The 18244-nt window shown below is 67.2% G+C and carries 13 protein-coding genes; 5 read left to right on the top strand and 8 right to left on the bottom strand.

Features of this window, described 5'->3' with window-relative positions; genetic code table 11:
- Positions 1 to 199 precede the first annotated feature (199 nt).
- The gene (locus AQ611_RS08715; RefSeq protein ID WP_083237388.1) at positions 200 to 1174 is read left to right on the top strand and encodes a sulfonate ABC transporter substrate-binding protein; all 975 of its coding nucleotides are present in this window, start codon (positions 200 to 202) and stop codon (positions 1172 to 1174) included.
- A 327-nt stretch (positions 1175 to 1501) separates the two neighbouring features.
- Positions 1502 to 2455 (top strand): sulfonate ABC transporter substrate-binding protein, encoded by a 954-nt coding sequence (locus AQ611_RS08725; protein WP_059513375.1) that lies wholly within the window; start codon positions 1502 to 1504, stop codon positions 2453 to 2455.
- A 208-nt stretch (positions 2456 to 2663) separates the two neighbouring features.
- On the opposite strand, the gene AQ611_RS25475 is transcribed toward AQ611_RS08725, so the two are convergent.
- The gene (locus tag AQ611_RS25475) at positions 2664 to 3086 is read right to left on the bottom strand and encodes a hypothetical protein (RefSeq protein WP_146011824.1); all 423 of its coding nucleotides are present in this window, start codon (positions 3084 to 3086) and stop codon (positions 2664 to 2666) included.
- A 558-nt stretch (positions 3087 to 3644) separates the two neighbouring features.
- Between AQ611_RS25475 and AQ611_RS08730 the strand changes: the two genes are divergently transcribed.
- Positions 3645 to 5582, top strand: a complete 1938-nt coding sequence (locus AQ611_RS08730) for a SurA N-terminal domain-containing protein (RefSeq protein ID WP_069234249.1) — start codon at positions 3645 to 3647, stop codon at positions 5580 to 5582.
- A 118-nt stretch (positions 5583 to 5700) separates the two neighbouring features.
- On the opposite strand, the gene AQ611_RS08735 is transcribed toward AQ611_RS08730, so the two are convergent.
- Positions 5701 to 6375, bottom strand: a complete 675-nt coding sequence (locus tag AQ611_RS08735; RefSeq protein ID WP_069234250.1) for an arylesterase — start codon at positions 6373 to 6375, stop codon at positions 5701 to 5703.
- Between AQ611_RS08735 and AQ611_RS08740 the strand changes: the two genes are divergently transcribed.
- On the top strand, positions 6374 to 7093 hold the full coding sequence (locus AQ611_RS08740) for an ABC transporter ATP-binding protein (protein WP_059513369.1): 720 nt from the start codon (positions 6374 to 6376) through the stop codon (positions 7091 to 7093). The two genes, AQ611_RS08735 and AQ611_RS08740, sit on opposite strands and share 2 nt — an antisense overlap.
- A gap of 195 nt (positions 7094 to 7288) precedes the next feature.
- Here the strand turns inward: AQ611_RS08740 and pgi are convergent, their stop codons facing one another.
- The 3 genes from pgi to AQ611_RS08755 form a co-directional block, all read right to left on the bottom strand.
- Positions 7289 to 8911: a glucose-6-phosphate isomerase gene (gene pgi, locus AQ611_RS08745; RefSeq protein WP_069234251.1), complete on the bottom strand. Its 1623-nt coding sequence runs from the start codon at positions 8909 to 8911 to the stop codon at positions 7289 to 7291.
- Positions 8912 to 9043: 132 nt separating this feature from the next.
- Complete coding sequence (locus tag AQ611_RS08750) at positions 9044 to 10669, bottom strand: NAD(P)H-hydrate dehydratase (protein WP_069234252.1); 1626 nt, start codon at positions 10667 to 10669, stop codon at positions 9044 to 9046.
- Positions 10670 to 10704: 35 nt separating this feature from the next.
- On the bottom strand, positions 10705 to 12009 hold the full coding sequence (locus AQ611_RS08755) for an FAD-dependent oxidoreductase (protein WP_059513363.1): 1305 nt from the start codon (positions 12007 to 12009) through the stop codon (positions 10705 to 10707).
- Positions 12010 to 12313: 304 nt separating this feature from the next.
- On the opposite strand from AQ611_RS08755, the gene purL reads away from it, so the two are divergent.
- Positions 12314 to 16390, top strand: coding sequence for a phosphoribosylformylglycinamidine synthase (purL, locus tag AQ611_RS08765; protein WP_069234254.1), 4077 nt, complete (start codon positions 12314 to 12316; stop codon positions 16388 to 16390).
- Positions 16391 to 16580: 190 nt separating this feature from the next.
- Here the strand turns inward: purL and AQ611_RS08770 are convergent, their stop codons facing one another.
- The 3 genes from AQ611_RS08770 to AQ611_RS08780 are packed head-to-tail and all read right to left on the bottom strand — an operon-like array spanning position 16581 to position 18234.
- Complete coding sequence (locus tag AQ611_RS08770) at positions 16581 to 17360, bottom strand: peptidylprolyl isomerase (protein WP_069234255.1); 780 nt, start codon at positions 17358 to 17360, stop codon at positions 16581 to 16583.
- Positions 17361 to 17386: 26 nt separating this feature from the next.
- The gene (locus tag AQ611_RS08775; protein WP_059513355.1) at positions 17387 to 17701 is read right to left on the bottom strand and encodes a BolA family protein; all 315 of its coding nucleotides are present in this window, start codon (positions 17699 to 17701) and stop codon (positions 17387 to 17389) included.
- A gap of 2 nt (positions 17702 to 17703) precedes the next feature.
- Positions 17704 to 18234 (bottom strand): septation protein A, encoded by a 531-nt coding sequence (locus AQ611_RS08780; RefSeq protein WP_059513353.1) that lies wholly within the window; start codon positions 18232 to 18234, stop codon positions 17704 to 17706.
- Between the last annotated feature and the right edge of the window lie 10 nt (positions 18235 to 18244).

The following is an 18244-nucleotide window of genomic DNA, read 5'->3' on the forward strand; positions in this document are numbered from 1 at the left end:
TGCCCATCGCGCCATCCGCGGGTTCGATGCGCGCATTGGATCGCTCTGCTGTTGGTTGAGCCCGATCGAGTGCCACGCGCGCCAACCGATAGATAAGCAATTCGAAATGAATTGGTTGGGTCGCCGCGCGATCTCCCTTAGTATCGGCGTCGGGTTTTAGGTGCGCATCGCGCGCCCGTTCATCGACGAGAGAGAATTCATGATGCGTTCCCCACGGACGAGCCGCCGCGGCTTCATCGGCGCAAGCGTGGCGCTGGCATGGTCGGCGGCTGCGCCCGGCGTTCGTGCGCAAGGCGCGCATATTGCGCGCGCGCACACGCTGCGCATCGGTTATCAGAAGGGGCCGTTGAGCCTGTTGAAGGCGCGCGGCACGCTGGAAAAGCGGCTCGGCGCATCCGGCATCCGTGTCGAATGGACGGAGTTTCCGTCCGGGCCGCCGCAGCTCGAGGCGCTCAACGTCGGAGCAATCGATTTTGGCGACGTCGGCGAGGCGCCGCCGATCTTCGCGCAAGCAGCGGGCGCGCCGTTCGTCTATTACGGGCAAACCGCGAAGCGCCCGGCGAGCGAGGCGCTTGTCGTGCCGGACGATTCGCCGATTCGGTCGGTGGCGAGCTTGAAGGGCAAGCGCATCGCGCTCGTGAAAGGGTCCAGCGCGCATTTTCTGATCGTCAAATTGCTCGCGGCCGCCGGCATCGACTACCGCGACGTCACGCCGGTCTGGCTGCCGCCATCGGATGCGCGCGCGGCATTCGAGCGTCGGTCGGTCGATGCGTGGGCGATCTGGGATCCGTTTCTCGCCGTCGCTCAGAAGACTGTGAACGCGCGCATCGTCGCCGATGGAACGGGCGTGGTGAGCAACCGGGCGTTCTATTTCACGTCGCGTGCCTACGCGGAACGGAACGGCGACGTGCTGCGCGCGGTATTGGCGGAACTCAGCGCGCTCGATAAATGGACCGAATCGAATCGCGCGCAGGCGGCTCGCGAGTATGCGCGGCTCTGGAACTTGCCGCGCGAGGTTGTCGACGTGGCGCTCGGGCGCTTGCGTTACGGCATCGCGCCGATCTCCCGCGACGCGCTTGCCGATCAGCAGCGTATAGCCGATACATTTCTCGAGTTGAAACTGCTGCCGAAGCGGGTCGAGATCGCCGATGCGGTGCCGCGCGGGCTCGCATGACGCTGGCATCCGCCGTGTGCGATAGGCGCGTGGCTACGCTGCGCGCGGTTTGCCGGCGGCGCGCGCGCCGGCATGACGGACGGCCGATGCGGGCTGCCGCGTGCGCGAGCGCCGGAGGGCGTGCACGCGTTGCGATCGGGCGGCCGCTTGCGCGGGTCTTTTTTTGACGTGTTTTTTCGAAACGGCGCGGGCGTTGGCCGATCGCGGCCGATTGCGTGCGTGCGTTTGGCCGTGGTCGGCGGGGCCGCCGGGCATGGCTAACCCGGCATGCGGCGCGCGCCCGATAGGCCGCCGCGGATCATCGACACACATCACGGACATCCGATCATGAATCGCTCGACCTCGCGAGACCGCAGAGCTTTCCTCGTTACCGCGACTGCGGCGCTGGCCGGTATTGCAACGCCGGCTTGGGCGAAATTCGACAACGGCCAATTTCGCATCGGTTATCAAAAAGCCGCGAGCACCCTGGTGCTGTTGAAGGCGAAGGGCACCCTCGAAAAGCGGCTGGCGCCGCTTGGCGTCAAGGTGACGTGGGCCGAATTTCCGGCCGGCCCGCAATTGCTCGAGGGACTCAACGTCGGGGCGATCGATTTCGGCTATGTCGGCGAGGCGCCGCCGGTGTTCGCGCAGGCCGCGGGGGCGGATTTCGTCTATACGGCGTATGAAGTGCCGACGCCGCATGCCGAAGGTATCGTCGTCGCGCGGCAATCGCCGATCCGGCGCGTCGCCGAACTCAAAGGGGCGAAGATCGGTTTCAATCGCGGCTCGGACGTGCATTGGTTCGTCATCGCGCTGCTGCGCAAGAACGGCCTCGATTACGGCGATATCCAGCCGGTTTTTCTCGCGCCCGCCGACGCCCGCGCGGCACTCGAACGCGGCGCGATCGATGCATGGGCGATCTGGGACCCGTTTCTGTCAGCAGTTCAGACGCAAAGCGGCGCGCGCCTCGTTGCGGATGCGCAGGGCGTGGCCAGCCACCACCAATTCTTCGTCAGCCAACGCGAATTCGCGCAGAAACGCAAGGATGTCATCGCGCTGACGCTGGACGAACTCGGCAACGAAGGGCAATGGGTGACGCAGAATCTTGCCGCCGCCGCCGAACGGCTGGCGCCGCTCCAAGGGCTCGATGCCGCGACCATCCGGGCGGGGCTCGCGCATTACGCGCATCAATACCGGCCGATCGACGCCGCCGTGCTCGACGAGCAGCAGCGCATCGCCGATACGTTCTATGAACTCAAGGTGATTCCGCGGAGGATAGCCACGAAAGAGGCGGTACTGTGATCTGAGGCCGGCGCGTGCGGGATATCGGCGGGTGTTCGCCCCCCCGCGGTCTGCGCGCACATTTGTACTCGCACGGCACACGGCATTGCGCGAATGAATGGCGCAATCCGCGACCGTGCGGATTGCGCTGTTCGGCAGATGCATCTTCGTAAGCGAGCGTGATTGAGTTGGGAGCGGGTTCTGCGTCGAATTTCGATGCGATATTGGTTTAATATCCGTGAAAACTCCAGTTGGTCGTGCCGCTTCCGGACGACAATATGATATTTAAAGATCCGGAAGTTGTAACGGAAGTGTTGACGATTAATTTCCTGGGCGGGCTTTCACTTGCAGTGGCGATTTGGTATTGAGTGGGGACGCTTGTTCCGGCGAGTAAAAATAATGTTGCGGCCGATGGCGTACTGGCAACGCCCAGCTCATTGCTAGGGCCGTAAGCCAAATAGAGCCGCTGCCCAGTATTGAAAAGTGTCGCCCTTATGCCTACTTGCGGACTGGGATAGACCTCCCATTTCAAAAGATTCGCGACATTATTGACGTCGATTACCGGGTAGGCGAGGGCGCCTCCCGTGTTGTTGTTAAGGCCGAGGCAATAAACTTTTTGATTGTACGTTGTCAGAATGGAAAAAGTCGGCATGATGATAAATTAGGTGTGGGGGGATTTAATTGTCTTTGCATTTTTGAGGTCGGTCAATTATTTGCGTAAAATAAAAAAGATATTTTTGAATAATTTTTCGATTGATATTCGATTGGTGAACGAGTTTCAATTGAGAGGTTGGGATTATGTATTTTCTTAATTATCTGTTTTAGTCGGGTTGGGCTTGATTCAACCCGTGCAACCGAACGCCGAACCGCATGTCCCCCAATCGCGCCGGAGTAGGAGAATGTGTGGATTGGAAATTGAAGTCCGGGCCTAATTTCGAAGTTGCAAGAATGATGTCGGCATCCATCGATGACGCAAACACTTCCGCGGGACGCACGCATGGGCGGCATATCGCGCATCCGATGAAAGAATCGAAACGACACGTGGCAGGAACGCGAGCCGTGCTGCCGATGACGCACGCCGGCCGCGCGCACTTGTCCCCGCCACGGGCCGGACACGGGTGCGCGCATTTCGCCGGACAAGCCCCGGTTCGCCTTTTTTCCGGCTCATTGTTGTAATATCGGGCGTTTTGTCCAAATCACGCCGTCACGCATGCTCGATTTTTTCCGCAATCACCAGCGCTTGATGATGTTCCTGCTGCTCCTGATCGTGTTGCCGGGGCTGGGAATCGTCGGCATTCAGGGTTTCCGTGGGTTCTTCGACGATAGTGCGAACGTCGCGTCCGTCAACGGACACAAGATCGCGCGCGCCGAGTTCGACGGCATGTTGCGCCAGCAGATCGATCAGGCGCGCCAGGTGCTCGGCGCGCGGTTCGATGCGAAGATGTTCGATACGCCCGAGCGCCGCCAGCAACTGCTCGACGGGCTGATCCAGCAGCGCGCGCTGGCCGACGAGACGCAGCGCCTGCATCTGACGGCGTCGGATGGTGCGGTGCGCAACGCGTTGTTGAGCGACCCGGTGATCGGCTCGCTGAAGAAGCCGGACGGCTCGATCGACGCCGAGCGCTACACGCAGTTGCTCGCGATGCAGGGTATGACGCCCGATCAATACCAGGAGCGCGTGCGGTACAACCTCGCGATGCAGCAAATTCCGCAAAGCCTGATTTCGAGCGCGTTTACGCCGAAGAGCGTCGCGCAGCGGCTGACCAGTCTTGCCGAACAGCAGCGGGAAGTGCAGCCGCTGATGTTGAAGGCGGCGGACTATGCATCGAAGGTTCAACCGACCGACGCGCAGATTACCGCCTATTACGACGCACATAAGCAAGCCTTCGCCACGCGCGAGGCGGCGGCGATCCAATATCTCGTCTATTCGCCGTCGGCTGCCGCTGCGGTGGCGCAGCCGAGCGACGCCGACATCAAGAAGTATTACGACGACAACATCGCGCGCTATCGCACCGATGCGCAGGTGCGCGTGAGCCACATCTTCGTCGCCGCGGCGAAGGATGCGAGCGCGGCCGACAAGGCCGCGGCGAAAGCGAAGGCGGAACAACTGCTCGCCGAAGTGAAGGCGCATCCCGAGCAGTTCGCGCAGATTGCCGAGAAGAGTTCGCAGGACGCGCCGTCGGCGGCGAAGGGCGGCGACCTCGGTTTCATCACGCGCGGCTCCACCGCGGGTGGCACCGCGTTCGACGACGCCGCGTTCGCGCTGAAGAAAGACGAGATCAGCGGCGTCGTGCAAGGCGATTACGGCTTTCACATCCTGAAAGCGACGGACGTGAAGCCGGCTGTCGTGAAGCCGCTCGCGGACGTGAAGGATTCGATCGTCGCGGATCTGAAGCAGCAGTTCGCGGCAAAGGCGTTCGCCGACAATGCGGAAGGTTTCTCGTCGACGGTCTATGAAAAGGCGAAGAGCCTGCAGCCGGCCGCCGACAAGTACAAGCTGTCGATTCAGACCGCGACGGTGTCGCCGCAGCCGAATCCGGCGCTGCCGCCCGACAGCCCGCTCAACAATCCGAAGTTCCTCGCGGCCGTGTTCGCGGCCGATTCGGTGAAAAACGGCAATAACACGCAGGCGATCGACGTCGGCGGCAACACGCTGATTGCCGCGCGCGTGACGAGCCACCAGCCGTCGACCGTGCCGGCGCTCGCCGCGATCAAGGACCAGGTGCGAGCGAAAGTGGTGGCCGAGGAGGCCGCGAAGCTCGCGAAGCAGGATGGCGAGGCCAAGCTTGCGGAGTTGCGCAAATCGAAAGCGACGGCGGGTTTCGCCGCCGCCGTCAAGATCTCGCGTACTCAGTCGAACGGATTGCCGCCCGCGGCGGTGAGCGCGATCTACAAGGCCGATCCGAAGGCGCTGCCCGCGTATGTCGGCGTCGATCTCGGCAACGACGGCTATGCCATCTTCCGCGTGAATGCGGTCGCCGACGCGCCGCCGGCCGACAATCAGCGTCTTGCGGCCGCCCAGCAGCAGCTCGCGCAAGTTTATGCGCAAGGCGAGACGCAGGCGTACCTTGCCGCGCTGCGCGCGCGTTCGAGCGTGAAACTCTATGGCTCGATCGCCGATACGGCTTCGCAGGATAAGTCCGAATGATCGGAACGGCCGTGCTTTTGATTGGCTGATACGCGGCAGCGGCAACATCGACAGCCGGCAGCAGCCCCGCCATTGCGCGGGGCTGTTTCTTTTCGGCTTGCGCGGTTCCGGCCGTGCGTCAGTGCGATGCCGTGCGCAGCAGCGGCTTGAGCGTCGGCCACACGTTGTCGAGCAACTGACGCTGCGCGGCCTGAGCCGGATGGATTTGGTCGGACTGGAACATCTCGGGCTTGTTTTCCAGGCCCGCGAGCAGGAACGGCACGAGCGGCACGCGCAGTTCTTTCGCGAGCGCCGTATAGACGCCGTGGAACCGCTGCGTATAGTCGGGGCCGTAATTGGCCGGCACGTACATTCCGACGAGCAACACCCGCGCGTGCGCCTGTTTCGCCTGCGCGACGATCTCGCGCAGATTGCGCTCGGTCGCGTCGAGCGGCACGCCGCGCAGCGCGTCGTTCGCGCCCAGCTCGACGACCACGACCGACGGCTTGAGCCGCGTCAGCAGCGCCGGCAACCGCGCGCGGCCGCCGCTCGTCGTGTCGCCGCTGATGCTGGCATTCGCGACGCTATAATCGATGCGCTCCGCGGCAAGACGCGCGCGCATCAGCGCCACCCAGCCGGTGTCGCGCGGCAGACCGTACTCGGCCGACAGACTGTCGCCGAGCACGACGATCGTCGGCTTGTCGGGCTGTATGCCGGCGGGCGCCGCGGCCGGCGTGGCTGCATCGGCGGCGCCGGCGAGCGTGGCGGCGGCCACGAGCGCGGCGCCGGTTCTCCAGGAGAAAGTGCGTTTCATGCTCAAGATTACCGATCCGATTATCGAAGTGCGGGATGTATGCAAGCGTGTCGCGGATGCCACGGGCGAGCTGACGATTCTCGAGCGCATCGACCTGGTGGTGCGCGCGGGCGAGAGCGTCGCGATCGTCGGCGCGTCCGGGTCGGGAAAATCGACGTTGCTCGGCTTGCTCGCCGGATTGGACAGTGCGACGAACGGCACGGTTCGCCTGTTCGGCCAGGATCTGAGTCAGTTGGACGAGGATGCGCGCGCGGCGCTCCGAAATGGTGCGGTCGGCTTCGTTTTTCAATCGTTCCAGCTCATGCCGCATCTGACGGCGCTCGAAAACGTGATGCTGCCGCTTGAACTGCAAGGCGGCGTCGGCACGCGCGACGCGGTGCAGCGTTCGCGCGCGCTGCTCGAACAGGTGGGGCTCGGCGCGCGCACCGGGCACTATCCGAAGCTGTTGTCGGGCGGCGAGCAGCAGCGCGTCGCACTTGCCCGAGCGTTCGTCACGCGTCCCGCGCTGCTTTTTGCCGACGAGCCGACGGGCAGTCTCGATGCGGCGACCGGGCATGCGGTGATCGATTTGATGTTCGAACTGAACCGCGCGCACGGCGCGACGCTCGTGCTCGTCACGCACGATCCCGAACTCGCGCGCCGTTGCAAAACGACGGTTGTGCTCGAAGCGGGCCGCCTGCATGGCGATGCGAGCCGCGAGCGGCACATGGCGGGCTGATTCGGGCGGGGCTGCGTCGATCGGGCGGCGCTCGCGGTGTGTGCGGGGCCGGCCGTGCGCGCAGCGGTCGCACGCGTTCGGTGCGCGGGCGCCCGGCCGGCGCTTTTCGTCGCGGCGCGCCGGGCCGCCGCCTGCCGCCCGCGCACAGCCGGGCGACCCGACGGCCCTGCGCGCGGCCGATCGACTCAACTTAACTCAACGCGATAGCGCCTGGCGCGCCCGGGCGATCAGCGCCGACGTCGACGAGTCGTGCTTGGCCGGATCGGCTTGCGCGGCCGACAGATCGGCCTCGACGACCTTGCCGAGGATCTTGCCCAGCTCGACGCCCCACTGATCGAACGGATTGATGTTCCACACCGCGGCTTGTACGAGCACCTTGTGCTCGTACAGTGCGATCAGCGCGCCGAGTGAGCGCGGCGTCAGCGCGTCGACGAGAATCGTCGTGGTCGGGCGGTTGCCGGGGAAGCTCAGGTGCGGCGCGAGTTCGGGATGGTCCGGCCCGGCGATCTTGCGCGCTTCCTCGAGCGTGCGGCCGAGCATCAGCGCCTCGCTTTGCGCGAAGCAGTTCGCGAGCAGCTTCGGATGATGGCTCGCGAGCGCATGCTCGGGCGTGAGTACCGCGATGAAATCGATCGGCACGAGCGTCGGGCCCTGATGCAGCATCTGGAAGAACGCATGCTGGCCGTTCGTGCCGGGCTCGCCCCACGTGACGGCGGACGTCGGGTAATCGACGAACGCGCCGTCGATGCGCGCGGACTTGCCGTTGCTCTCCATCTCGAGCTGTTGCAGATACGACGGCAGATAGTGCAGCGCCTCCGAATACGGCGCGACGAGATAGCTCTGCGCGCCGAAGAAGTTCCGATACCAGATGCCGATCAGGCCAAGCAGCGCCGGCAGGTTGCGCTCGAGCGGCGCGTGGCGGAAATGCTCGTCCATGTCGTGCGCGCCGGCGAGCAGTTCGTCGAAGCGCTCGGGGCCGACCGCGATCATGATCGACAGCCCGACCGCCGACCACAGCGAATAGCGGCCGCCGACCCAGTCCCACATCTCGAACACGTTCGCCTCGGCGATGCCGAATTTGACGACTTCGGCCGGGTTCGCCGACACGCCGACGAAGTGCTTCGCAAGCGCGCTTTCCGGGCAGCCCTTCGCGACGAACCAGTCTCGCAGCGAGCGCGCGTTCGTCATCGTCTCGAGCGTCGTAAAGGTTTTCGACACGATGATCGCGAGCGTTTCCTGTGGATCGATCTGCTCGAGCACGCGCGCGAGATCGGCGCCGTCGACGTTCGACACGAAGTGCGTCGCGATGTCGGGCGTCGCGACGTGATGGAGCGCATGGACGACCATCTTCGGCCCGAGATCCGAGCCGCCGATGCCGATGTTCACGACGTGGCGGATGCGCTTGCCGGTGTAGCCGGTCCATGCGCCGCTGCGCACCGCGTCGGCAAAGCGCGCCATCTTCGCGCGCTCGGCGGCGATTTGCGCGTGGAACGGCGCGTCGGGCGAACTCGCGCGCAGCGCGGTATGCAGCGCCGCGCGGCCTTCGGTGGGGTTGACGATCCCGCCTGCGAACATCGCGTCGCGGCGCGCTTCGACGCCGGCTTCGCGAGCCAACTGGACGAGCAGCGCGAGCGTTGCATCGGTGATGCGGTTTTTCGAGAAATCGGCGGCGAGGCCGCCGCCTTCGAACGTGAAGCGTTCGGCGCGTGTCGGCGCGGGATCGGCGGCGGGCGCGAACCAGTCGCGCAGATGCGCGTCGCGGATGTCTTCATAGTGCGCTTGCAGCGCGGGCCAAACGGGGAGCGAATTCAGCGTCATGGCGATTAAGGCGAGGCAGCGTGAATCGGGAAGGCCGCGCCCGCTGCCGGCACGAGGCACGCGGGCGGACGATGAGCCCGCCGGCGGCGCGTGGCATGACGGCTCGAAGCGATGCGCCGCGCGGCGGGACGCTCAGTATAGCGGCGCTTGGCCTGGCGTGCCGGCGCGCGCGTAAAAGAGCCGGTTGAGCAGCATACGCGCGGCCGGCGCGAGTTCGCCCGCGGTGAGGCCGGCCGGGCCCGCGCCCGCCGCGCACAGGCGCTCGGCGGCGAGCCCGTGCAGATAGACGCCCGCGAGCGCGGCCTCGAAGCGCGGCATGCGTTGCGCAAGCAGCGCGCCGATCAGGCCGCCCAGCACGTCGCCCGTGCCGCCCGTGGCGAGCGCGGCATTGCCGGTCGGGTTGATCGCGACGCGGCCGTCGGGCGACGCAATCACGGTGCCCGAGCCTTTCAGCGCGACGACGGCGCAAAAGCGCGCGCTTAGTGCGCGCGCGGCCGCGACGCGCCCGCGCTGGATGCCGGCCGCGTCGGTGCCGAGTAGGCGCGCGGCTTCCAGCGGATGCGGCGTGAGGATCGCGGGGTCGCCGGCGCGGCCGCGCGCGGCGAGCGCTTCGGCGAGCGCGGGGGTCGCGGCGATCAGGTTCAGCGCGTCGGCGTCGATCAGTTTCGGCGCATCGAGCGGCAGCGCCGCCGCGAGCGCGTGCGCGGCGGCCTCGCTCGCGCCGAGCCCGCAGCCGATCACGAGCGCGGTGAGGCCGGCCGTGGGCAGCGTGCCGGCCGGGTGCAGCATCAGCTCCGGGTGCGGCGCATCGTAGGGCGGCGCGCCCGTGCCGACGAAGCCGACATGTACCTTGCCCGCGCCCGCGAAGAGCGCCGCGCGCGCGGCGAGAATCGGCGCGCCGCACATGCCGGTGTCGCCGCCGACGATCGCCACGCTGCCGTAGGTGCCCTTGTGCGACGCGAACGCGCGCGCGGGCAGGTGCGCGCCGAACAGGTCGGGCGCGTTGAGCCGGATCTCGGGCGTGGCGCATTCGTCGAGGCCGAGCGCGGCGACGTGAATCTCGCCCGCGAGGTCGCGCCCTTCGCCGGTGTAGAGGCCGGGCTTGGCCGCGATGAACGACAGCGTGTGGGTGGCCGCGACCGCCGGGCCCGCGCCGACGCGCAGGCCGGTGTCGCTGTCCAGCCCGCTCGGCACGTCGAGCGCGAGCACGCGGCCGGTGTGCCGCGCGCGCGCCGACAGCCGCACCGCGAGCGCCGCGAACGCGCCGTCGAGCGGCCGCGCGAGGCCGATGCCGAACAGGCCGTCGACGAGCCAGCCGTAGCCGTCGAACGAGGCGGGCGGCTCGGTGTCGATCGGCACACCGGCCGCGCGCGCGCGATCGAGCGCCCAGCGGGCGTCGTCGGGCTTCACGCCGACGGGCATCCACACGTCGGCCGCGAAGCCGAGCCGATGCAGCTCGGTTGCCGCGACGAGCGCGTCGCCGCCGTTGTTGCCGGGGCCGGCGGCGAACCAGACCGGACGCGGATCGCTGACGAGCCGCGCGGCGAGCCATTGCGCGGCGGCGGCGCCCGCACGGCCCATCAGCGTGTGCGGCGGCAGCGCGGCGGCGGCGTGGTGTTCGATGTCGCGCAGCTCGGCGACGGTCAGCAGCGGCTCGCCCGTATGCGCGGGCCATTCGGCGAACGGATCGGGCGACGCGGGGGTATGAGGCTGGGCAGAACGCGGATGGGGCGCGGCGGAATCGGCGGGCAAGGGCATGGACGGCTCGCGGTCAAGCGCCGCCGGCGGCGGCCTCAGGTGGCAAAGCGCTGCGCATGCAGCGCGGCGAGCGTATCGGCGGGCAGGCTGCACGCGGCGCCGCCGACGGCATCGGCCACCACTTTAGCAGACCCGAGCGCAAGCCCCCAGCCGGCCGGGCCGTGGCCGAAGTTGACGAACACGCGCGGATGGCCGGTCGGCCCGACCACCGGCAGGCCGTCCGGCGACAGCAGCTTCGCGCCTTGCCAGGCGCGCGCGGCGGAAATTTTCGCGGTGCCGGGCAGCCAGTCGTGCGCGGCCTGGCCGAGCAGCGCGAGCGCCGCCTCGGCGAGCGGCTCGGGCAGCGGCCGCGCCATGTCCTTCGCGCTTTGCAGCACCGCGCCGCCGCCGATCTTGAGCCGTTGACCGAGGCGCGTGAGCGTGATCCGCCTGACCGTGTCGACGATCGCCAGATGCGGCGCGTGCTCGTCGTATGCGAGCGGCGCGGTCAGCGTATGAACGCGCACCGGATGCAGCGGCGCGCGCACGCCGAACGGCTGCGCGAGCGCCAGGCTGTCTACGCCGGCCGCGATGACGAGCGCGTCGGCCGAGATCACGTCGACCTGGTTCGATTTCGCCGCGCGCGGATCGGTGGGGTCGGGCGCGAGTTCGACCGCCGCGCGTTGCGCGTCCACGCGGATCGCCGCCGCCGCGCGGCCCAGCCGGAACTGGACGTCGTGGGTGTCGAGCACCTGCTTGACGAGTTTCACGAACAGCGGACAGTTCGCGGTGCGCTCGTGTGCGAACAGCACGCCGCCCGCGAACGCGGATTCGGCGCGCACCGACGGCTCGAGCGCCGTGCACGCGTCGGGCGTGAGCGTCTCGAACGGCATGCCGAGATCGCGCATCAGCTCGAGCGCGGGGCGCACGTCGTCCCATTCGGCGCGCTCGCGCACCAGGTGCAGCACGCCGCTTTTCTGCTCGAATTCGAGTGCAAAACGCGTTTCGATATCGGCGATCGCTTCTCGCGAAAGCTCGACGAGCGGGCGCAGCGCCGCGTACTGCGCGCGAAACGCGTCGGGCTCGCGCAGCGCGTCGAGGCGGCCGACGAAGCGCCGCAGCGCGCCGTTGAGGCCCGGCTTGTAGACGACGCCGCTCTTTGACGCGCGCCGCTCGCGCATGAAGGTCGGACCGAACCAGACGTCCAGGGGCGTAGGCAGCAGGGCGCCGCCCTGGCCGTAGGTCGCTCCTTGCGCGACTGTCGCGTGGCGCTCGACGACGCACACGCGATGGCCGGCCGCGCGCAACTGGTAAGCGGTGGCGATGCCGGCGAGGCCGCCGCCGATGACAATGACATCCATGCTCGATTCGATGACGGGTGGCCGATGCGGCCCGGTTGCGATGACGTTGCGGGCCGCGTCGGCCCGGCGAAGCGCGCATGATAGCGCCAAATGCGGCGAATTGGCCGGCGCGGCTTTCGCGTGGCACGGATGGCCAGGCGGCGGATGGCGCCCGACTCGGCGCCCGGCGGCCGGCTGCTCGCGCCGCGTCGAATTGCCGTCGCGCAGGCCGTTCGGCGAGCGGCCTGCGGGTATATAATAACGGCCTTCCTTACGCCCCCCGTCGCCAATTTGCGCGACTCATCGACGACGTCCAGTCCAGCCCATGGCTCACTTCTCGTGTTTTCCCGGTGCTTCGGCGCTTTCCGATTTTCGTCAAACCCGCCTGCTCGACGCGCTCAAGCAAATCGACGGCGACATCGTCGCGCTGCGCGGCCAGTATCTGCACTTCGTCAACGCGCACGAGCCGCTCACCGCGGACGACAGCGCGCGCATCGAGGCGCTGATGCACTATGGCGAGCCGTTCGAGCCCTCGTCCGACAAGGGCGCGACCGAAACCTTCGTGGTGCTGCCGCGTCTGGGCACGGTGTCGCCGTGGGCGAGCAAGGCGACCGACATCGCGCAGCACTGCGGCCTGGCCCGCGTGCGGCGCATCGAGCGCGGCGTCGAGTTCACGCTCACGCTGAAAAGCGGGCTGCTCGGCGTCGGCGGCAAGAAGGCGCTGTCGGTCGACGCGCGCGCCGCGGTCGCGGCCGCGCTGCATGACCGGATGACCGAGAGCGTCGTCGCGTCGCGCGACGACGCGCGGCACCTGTTCGACGAACTGCCGGCCAAGCCGCTTACGACCGTCGACGTGCTCGCGCACGGCCGCGCCGCGCTCGTGACGGCGAACGCCGAGCTGGGCCTCGCGCTCGCCGCCGACGAGATCGACTACCTGGTCGACGCGTTCGTCAAGCTGGAGCGCAACCCGACCGACGTGGAACTGATGATGTTCGCGCAGGCGAACAGCGAGCACTGCCGTCACAAGATCTTCAACGCGCAATGGACGATCGACGGCGAGCCGCAGGATCTGTCGCTGTTCCAGATGATCCGCAATACCGAGAAGCTCAATGGGCAGCGCACGATCGTCGCGTATTCGGACAACTCGGCGATCATGCAGGGCGCGCCGGCCGAGCGCTGGTTCCCGCGCGGCGCAGCCGGCGCGGATGCGGCGGGCACGGCCGAGCGCTACGGCCGCCATACCGAACTCACGCATACGCTGATGAAGGTCGAGACGCACAACCACCCGACCGCGATCTCGCCGTTCGCGGGCGCGGCGACGGGCGCGGGCGGCGAGATCCGCGACGAGGGGGCGACGGGCCGCGGCGCGCGGCCGAAGGCGGGCCTGACGGGCTTCACGGTGTCGAACCTCGATTTGCCGGACGCGCGCGAGAAATGGGAAAACGCGCGCGACGCCGCGCAGCCGCTCGCGCAACGCGACGCCGGCGCGAGCGCCGAGCCCTACGGCCGCCCGGACCGGATCGCCTCGCCGCTGTCGATCATGATCGACGGCCCGCTCGGCGGCGCGGCGTTCAACAACGAATTCGGCCGGCCGAACCTCGGCGGCTATTTCCGCGTCTACGAGCAGAACGTCGGCGGGCAGGTGCGCGGCTATCACAAGCCGATCATGATCGCGGGCGGCATCGGCAACATTTCCGATGCGCACACGCACAAGCGCGATCTGCCCGCCGGCTCGCTGCTGATCCAGATCGGCGGCCCCGGCATGCGGATCGGGATGGGCGGCGGCGCGGCCAGCTCGATGGCGACCGGCGCGAACACGGCCGAACTCGATTTCGATTCCGTCCAGCGCGGCAACCCGGAGATCGAGCGGCGCGCGCAGGAAGTGATCAACGGCTGCTGGCAACTCGGCGACGCGAACCCGATTCTCAGCATCCACGACGTCGGCGCGGGCGGCTTGTCGAACGCGTTCCCCGAACTCGTCGACGGCGCGGACAAGGGCGCGCGCTTCGAGCTGCGCCGCGTGCCTCTCGAGGAAAGCGGGCTGTCGCCGCGCGAGATCTGGTCGAACGAAGCGCAGGAGCGCTACGTGCTTGCCATCGCGCCCGCCGATCTGCCGCGCTTCGAGGCGATCTGCGCGCGCGAGCGCTGCCCGTTCGCGGTCGTCGGCGTGGCGACCGATGCGCGGCAACTGCAACTCGTCGATGCGCAGGCGGCGGGCGAGCAAGCCTATCCGGTCGACATGCCGATGGACGTGCTGCTCGGCAAGCCGCCGCGGATGCACCGCGACGTGACGCGCGTCGACAGCGCGCACGCGCCGGTCGACGTGACGGGCCTGGCGCTTGCCGACGTCGGCGTCGACGTGCTCAGGCATCCGACGGTGGCGAGCAAGTCGTTTCTGATCACGATCGGCGACCGCACGGTCGGCGGCACGTCGGTGCGCGACCAGATGGTCGGCCCGTGGCAGGTGCCGGTGGCCGATTGCGCGATCACCGCGCTCGATTACGCGGGCTTTGCCGGCGAGGCGATGACGATGGCCGAGCGCACGCCGCTCGCGGTGATCGACGCGAGCGCGTCGGGCCGCATGGCGATCGGCGAGGCGATCACCAACATCGCGGCCGCGCCGATCGCGTCGCTCGACACGCTGAAGCTGTCCGCGAACTGGATGGCCTCGTGCGGTACCGACGGCGAGGACGCGAAGCTGTTCGATACCGTGAAGGCGATCGGCATGGAGCTGTGCCCGGCGCTCGGCATCGGCATTCCGGTCGGCAAGGATTCGCTGTCGATGAAGACGAAGTGGGACGACAACGGTGTCGCGAAGGAAGTCGTCGCGCCGGTGTCGCTGATCATCTCGGCGTTCGCGCCCGTCGACGACGTGCGCCGCCATCTGACGCCGCAATTGCGCCGCGTTGTCGACGCCGGCGCGAGCGTGCTGATCGCGATCGATCTCGGCCGCGGCAAGAACCGCCTCGGCGGCAGCATACTCGCGCAGGTCACGCAGCAAGTCGGCGACGAGACGCCCGACGTCGACGATCCGCAAGACCTGAAGCGCTTTTTCGCGGCAATCCAGGCGCTGAACGCGCAAGGCCTGCTGCTCGCGTATCACGACCGCTCGGACGGCGGCCTGTGGGCGACCGTCTGCGAGATGGCGTTCGCCGGGCACGCGGGCGTGTCGCTGAACGTCGACATGCTCACGCTCGACGCACAGCACGAATCCGACTACGGCGACGCGAAGGATTGGGCCAAGCAGACCAGCGGCCGCCGCGACGACCGCACGATCCGCGCGCTCTTCTGCGAGGAGCTTGGCGCGGTGGTTCAGGTGCGCGCGGCCGAGCGCGACACGGTGCTCGGCATGCTGCGCGAGCATGGGCTTGCCGCGTGCTCGCACGTGATCGGCACGGTCAACGAGCATGACGCGATCGAGGTGTACCGGGACGCGAAGAAGATCTACGAGGCGCCGCGCGTCGAGTTGCAGCGCGCGTGGAGCGAGGTAAGCTGGCGGATCGCGCGGCTGCGCGACAATCCGGCGTGCGCGGACGCCGAATACGACGCGATTCTCGACGCGCAGGACCCGGGCCTGTCGCCGGTGCTGACATTCGATCCCGCCGACGACATTGCGGCGCCGTTCATCGCGAAGGGCGCGCGGCCGCGCGTCGCGATTCTGCGTGAGCAGGGCGTGAACTCGCATCTCGAAACCGCGTATGCGTTCGATCGCGCGGGCTTCGACGCATATGACGTTCATATGAGCGATTTGCTCGCGGGCCGCGCGACGCTCGCCGATTTCGCGGGCGCGGTCGCATGCGGCGGCTTTTCGTATGGCGACGTGCTCGGCGCGGGCGAAGGCTGGGCGAAAACGATCCGCTTCAACGGCCAGCTCGCCGAGATGTTCTCCGCGTTCTTCGCGCGCCCGGACACGTTCGCGCTCGGCATCTGCAACGGTTGTCAGATGCTGTCGAGCTTGGCGTCGATGATTCCGGGCGCCGACGCATGGCCGAAGTTCACGCGCAACAAATCGGAGCAGTTCGAGTCGCGTTTCTCGCTCGTCGAGGTGCAGCGCTCGCCGTCGATCTTCTTCGCCGGAATGGAAGGCTCGCGGATTCCGGTCGCGGTCGCGCACGGCGAAGGCTATGCGGACTTCTCGCAACAGGGCGACGCGAGCCGCGTCGCGGTGGCGATGCGTTACGTCGATCATCGCGGCGAGGTGACCGAGCGCTATCCATTCAATCCGAACGGCTCGCCGGCCGGGATTACGTCGGTGACGACGGCCGACGGCCGGTTCACCGTGCTGATGCCGCACATGGAGCGCGTGCAGCGCACCGTGCAGATGAGCTGGCATCCGGACGGCTGGGGCGAGGCGAGCCCGTGGCTGCGCGTGTTCCGCAATGCGCGGCGCTGGCTCGGGTAAAACGGAGCGGGGATAGAGAAAAGCGAACCGGGCCGGTTGATGCGAAGTCAATCGGAACGGTACGGCGACGCGAGGTTCGCGATACCGTTGCGGACAATCCGGCCACGCATGCCGGCGAAAAAAATGCCGCTCGATGATTCGAGCGGCGTTTTTTTGAAGCGGTGCGTTGCCGCGGCGAGCCGTCGCCGCGTTACTGAATCTTCGCCTGCTGACGCAAACCTTCCTCGAACGCCTGCAGTTTCTGCTGCACCATTTGCTGAGCGATCTGCGGCTTGACCTGTTCGAACGGCGGCGGCGCGATATTGCGGATATCGTCGACGCGAATGATGTGCCAGCCGAACTGCGTCTTCACCGGCGCATCCGTCATCTGGCCTTTCTGCAACTGCTGCGCGGCCGCGGCGAATTCCGGCACGTAAGCCTTCGGATCGGACCAGTCGAGATCGCCGCCGTTCTTCGCCGAACCCGGATCCTTCGAATACTGCTTCGCGAGATCCTCGAACTTCGCGCCGCCCTTGATCTTCGCGATCAGGTCCTTCGCCTGCTGTTCGTTGTCGACGAGGATGTGGTGCAGGTGATATTCATGGCCTGCCGCGCTCTTCACGAGTTCGTCATAGCGTGCCTTCAGCTCGGCGTCGCTCGGCTGGTTCTGCTTGAGGAAATCCTCGATCATCGCGCGCAGCACCGTGGTTTGCTGCGCGACGGCGACTTGCGCCTTCACGTCGGGGCGATTCGGAATGCCGCGCTTGATCGCCTCTTGCATCAGGATTTCGCGGTTGATGAGTTCCTGGCGCACGGCCTGCTCGAGCTGCGGCGAATCCTGCTGGCCTTGGTGGACGAGCTGCGCGATCATCGCGTCCGCGCGCGATTTCGGAATCGGCGTGCCGTTGACGACGGCGATGTTCTGGGCAAAGGCCGGAGCGGCTGCGAGAGCGGCTGCCGCGACCCACAGTCGGGAAGATTTCAGGATCATCGGGAATTCCTAAAGAACGAACGGACTTAACGGGAACGGGAAGACTCTCTATATTCTTCTGGCGTGTAAGCGACGATCGCGAGCGCATGAATTCCGCGCTGCATCGCGTCGGCGAGCGCATCATACACCAGCCGGTGCCGGGCGACGCGCGATCGGCCCTCGAACGCGGCCGCGACGATCGTCACCGTGTAGTGTCCGCCCGCGGCGGCGCCTGCGTGGCCGGCGTGCTGCGCGCTGTCGTCGCGCACGTCGATCGATTCGGGCGCGAGCGCCGCGGCGAGGCGCGCCTCGATCAGCGCGATGCGCTCGGCGGGGGCGGCTTGAAGGAACGCGTCGCTCATCGTTACTCGTCCTTCAGATATTTGGCCAGCCACAGGCTTTGCACGATGACGAACACGACGATCGCGCCCGTCGTGCCGAACAGCTTGAAGTTGACCCATTGCGATTCGGTGAAGTTGTGCACGACGTACAAATTGGTGACGCCGAGCGCGGCGAAGAACGCGGCCCAGGCGAGGTTCAGCTTGTCCCAGACCGGCGAGGGCAGCGTGAGCTGCTTGCCCATCATCTTCTCGATCAGATTGTTGCCGAACGCATAGCGCGCGACGACGAGGCCGACGGCGAACAGCCAGTACAGCACGGTCGGCTTCCATTGGATGAATTTCTCGTCATGCAGCACGAGCGTCGCGCCGCCGAACACGACGATCACGCCGAGGCTCACCCACAGCATCGTGTCGACTTTCCGGTGGCGGAACGCGACCCATGCCACTTGCGCGAGCGTGGCGACGATCGCGACGGCGGTTGCCGTGAAGATGCCCCATAGCTTGAAGGCGGCGAAGAACAGGATGATCGGGAACAGGTCGAACAGAAATTTCATGGCGCTCGCG

Origin of the sequence: Burkholderia singularis (genome assembly GCF_001718875.1) — a bacterium.
Taxonomy (GTDB): Bacteria; Pseudomonadota; Gammaproteobacteria; order Burkholderiales; family Burkholderiaceae; genus Burkholderia; species Burkholderia singularis.

Bases quoted from the DNA above. Each gene is read 5' to 3' on its own strand.
- AQ611_RS08775 (WP_059513355.1), bottom strand. From the start codon at position 17,701: ATGAGCGACGCGTTCCTTCAAGCCGCCCCCGCCGAGCGCATCGCGCTG.
- AQ611_RS08770 (WP_069234255.1), bottom strand. From the start codon at position 17,360: ATGATCCTGAAATCTTCCCGACTGTGGGTCGCGGCAGCCGCTCTCGCA.
- AQ611_RS08750 (WP_069234252.1), bottom strand. From the start codon at position 10,669: ATGCCCTTGCCCGCCGATTCCGCCGCGCCCCATCCGCGTTCTGCCCAG.
- AQ611_RS08755 (WP_059513363.1), bottom strand. From the start codon at position 12,009: ATGGATGTCATTGTCATCGGCGGCGGCCTCGCCGGCATCGCCACCGCT.
- AQ611_RS08715 (WP_083237388.1), top strand. From the start codon at position 200: ATGATGCGTTCCCCACGGACGAGCCGCCGCGGCTTCATCGGCGCAAGC.
- AQ611_RS08725 (WP_059513375.1), top strand. From the start codon at position 1,502: ATGAATCGCTCGACCTCGCGAGACCGCAGAGCTTTCCTCGTTACCGCG.
- AQ611_RS25475 (WP_146011824.1), bottom strand. From the start codon at position 3,086: ATGCCGACTTTTTCCATTCTGACAACGTACAATCAAAAAGTTTATTGC.
- purL (WP_069234254.1), top strand. From the start codon at position 12,314: ATGGCTCACTTCTCGTGTTTTCCCGGTGCTTCGGCGCTTTCCGATTTT.
- AQ611_RS08730 (WP_069234249.1), top strand. From the start codon at position 3,645: ATGCTCGATTTTTTCCGCAATCACCAGCGCTTGATGATGTTCCTGCTG.
- pgi (WP_069234251.1), bottom strand. From the start codon at position 8,911: ATGACGCTGAATTCGCTCCCCGTTTGGCCCGCGCTGCAAGCGCACTAT.
- AQ611_RS08780 (WP_059513353.1), bottom strand. From the start codon at position 18,234: ATGAAATTTCTGTTCGACCTGTTCCCGATCATCCTGTTCTTCGCCGCC.
- AQ611_RS08735 (WP_069234250.1), bottom strand. From the start codon at position 6,375: ATGAAACGCACTTTCTCCTGGAGAACCGGCGCCGCGCTCGTGGCCGCC.
- AQ611_RS08740 (WP_059513369.1), top strand. From the start codon at position 6,374: ATGCTCAAGATTACCGATCCGATTATCGAAGTGCGGGATGTATGCAAG.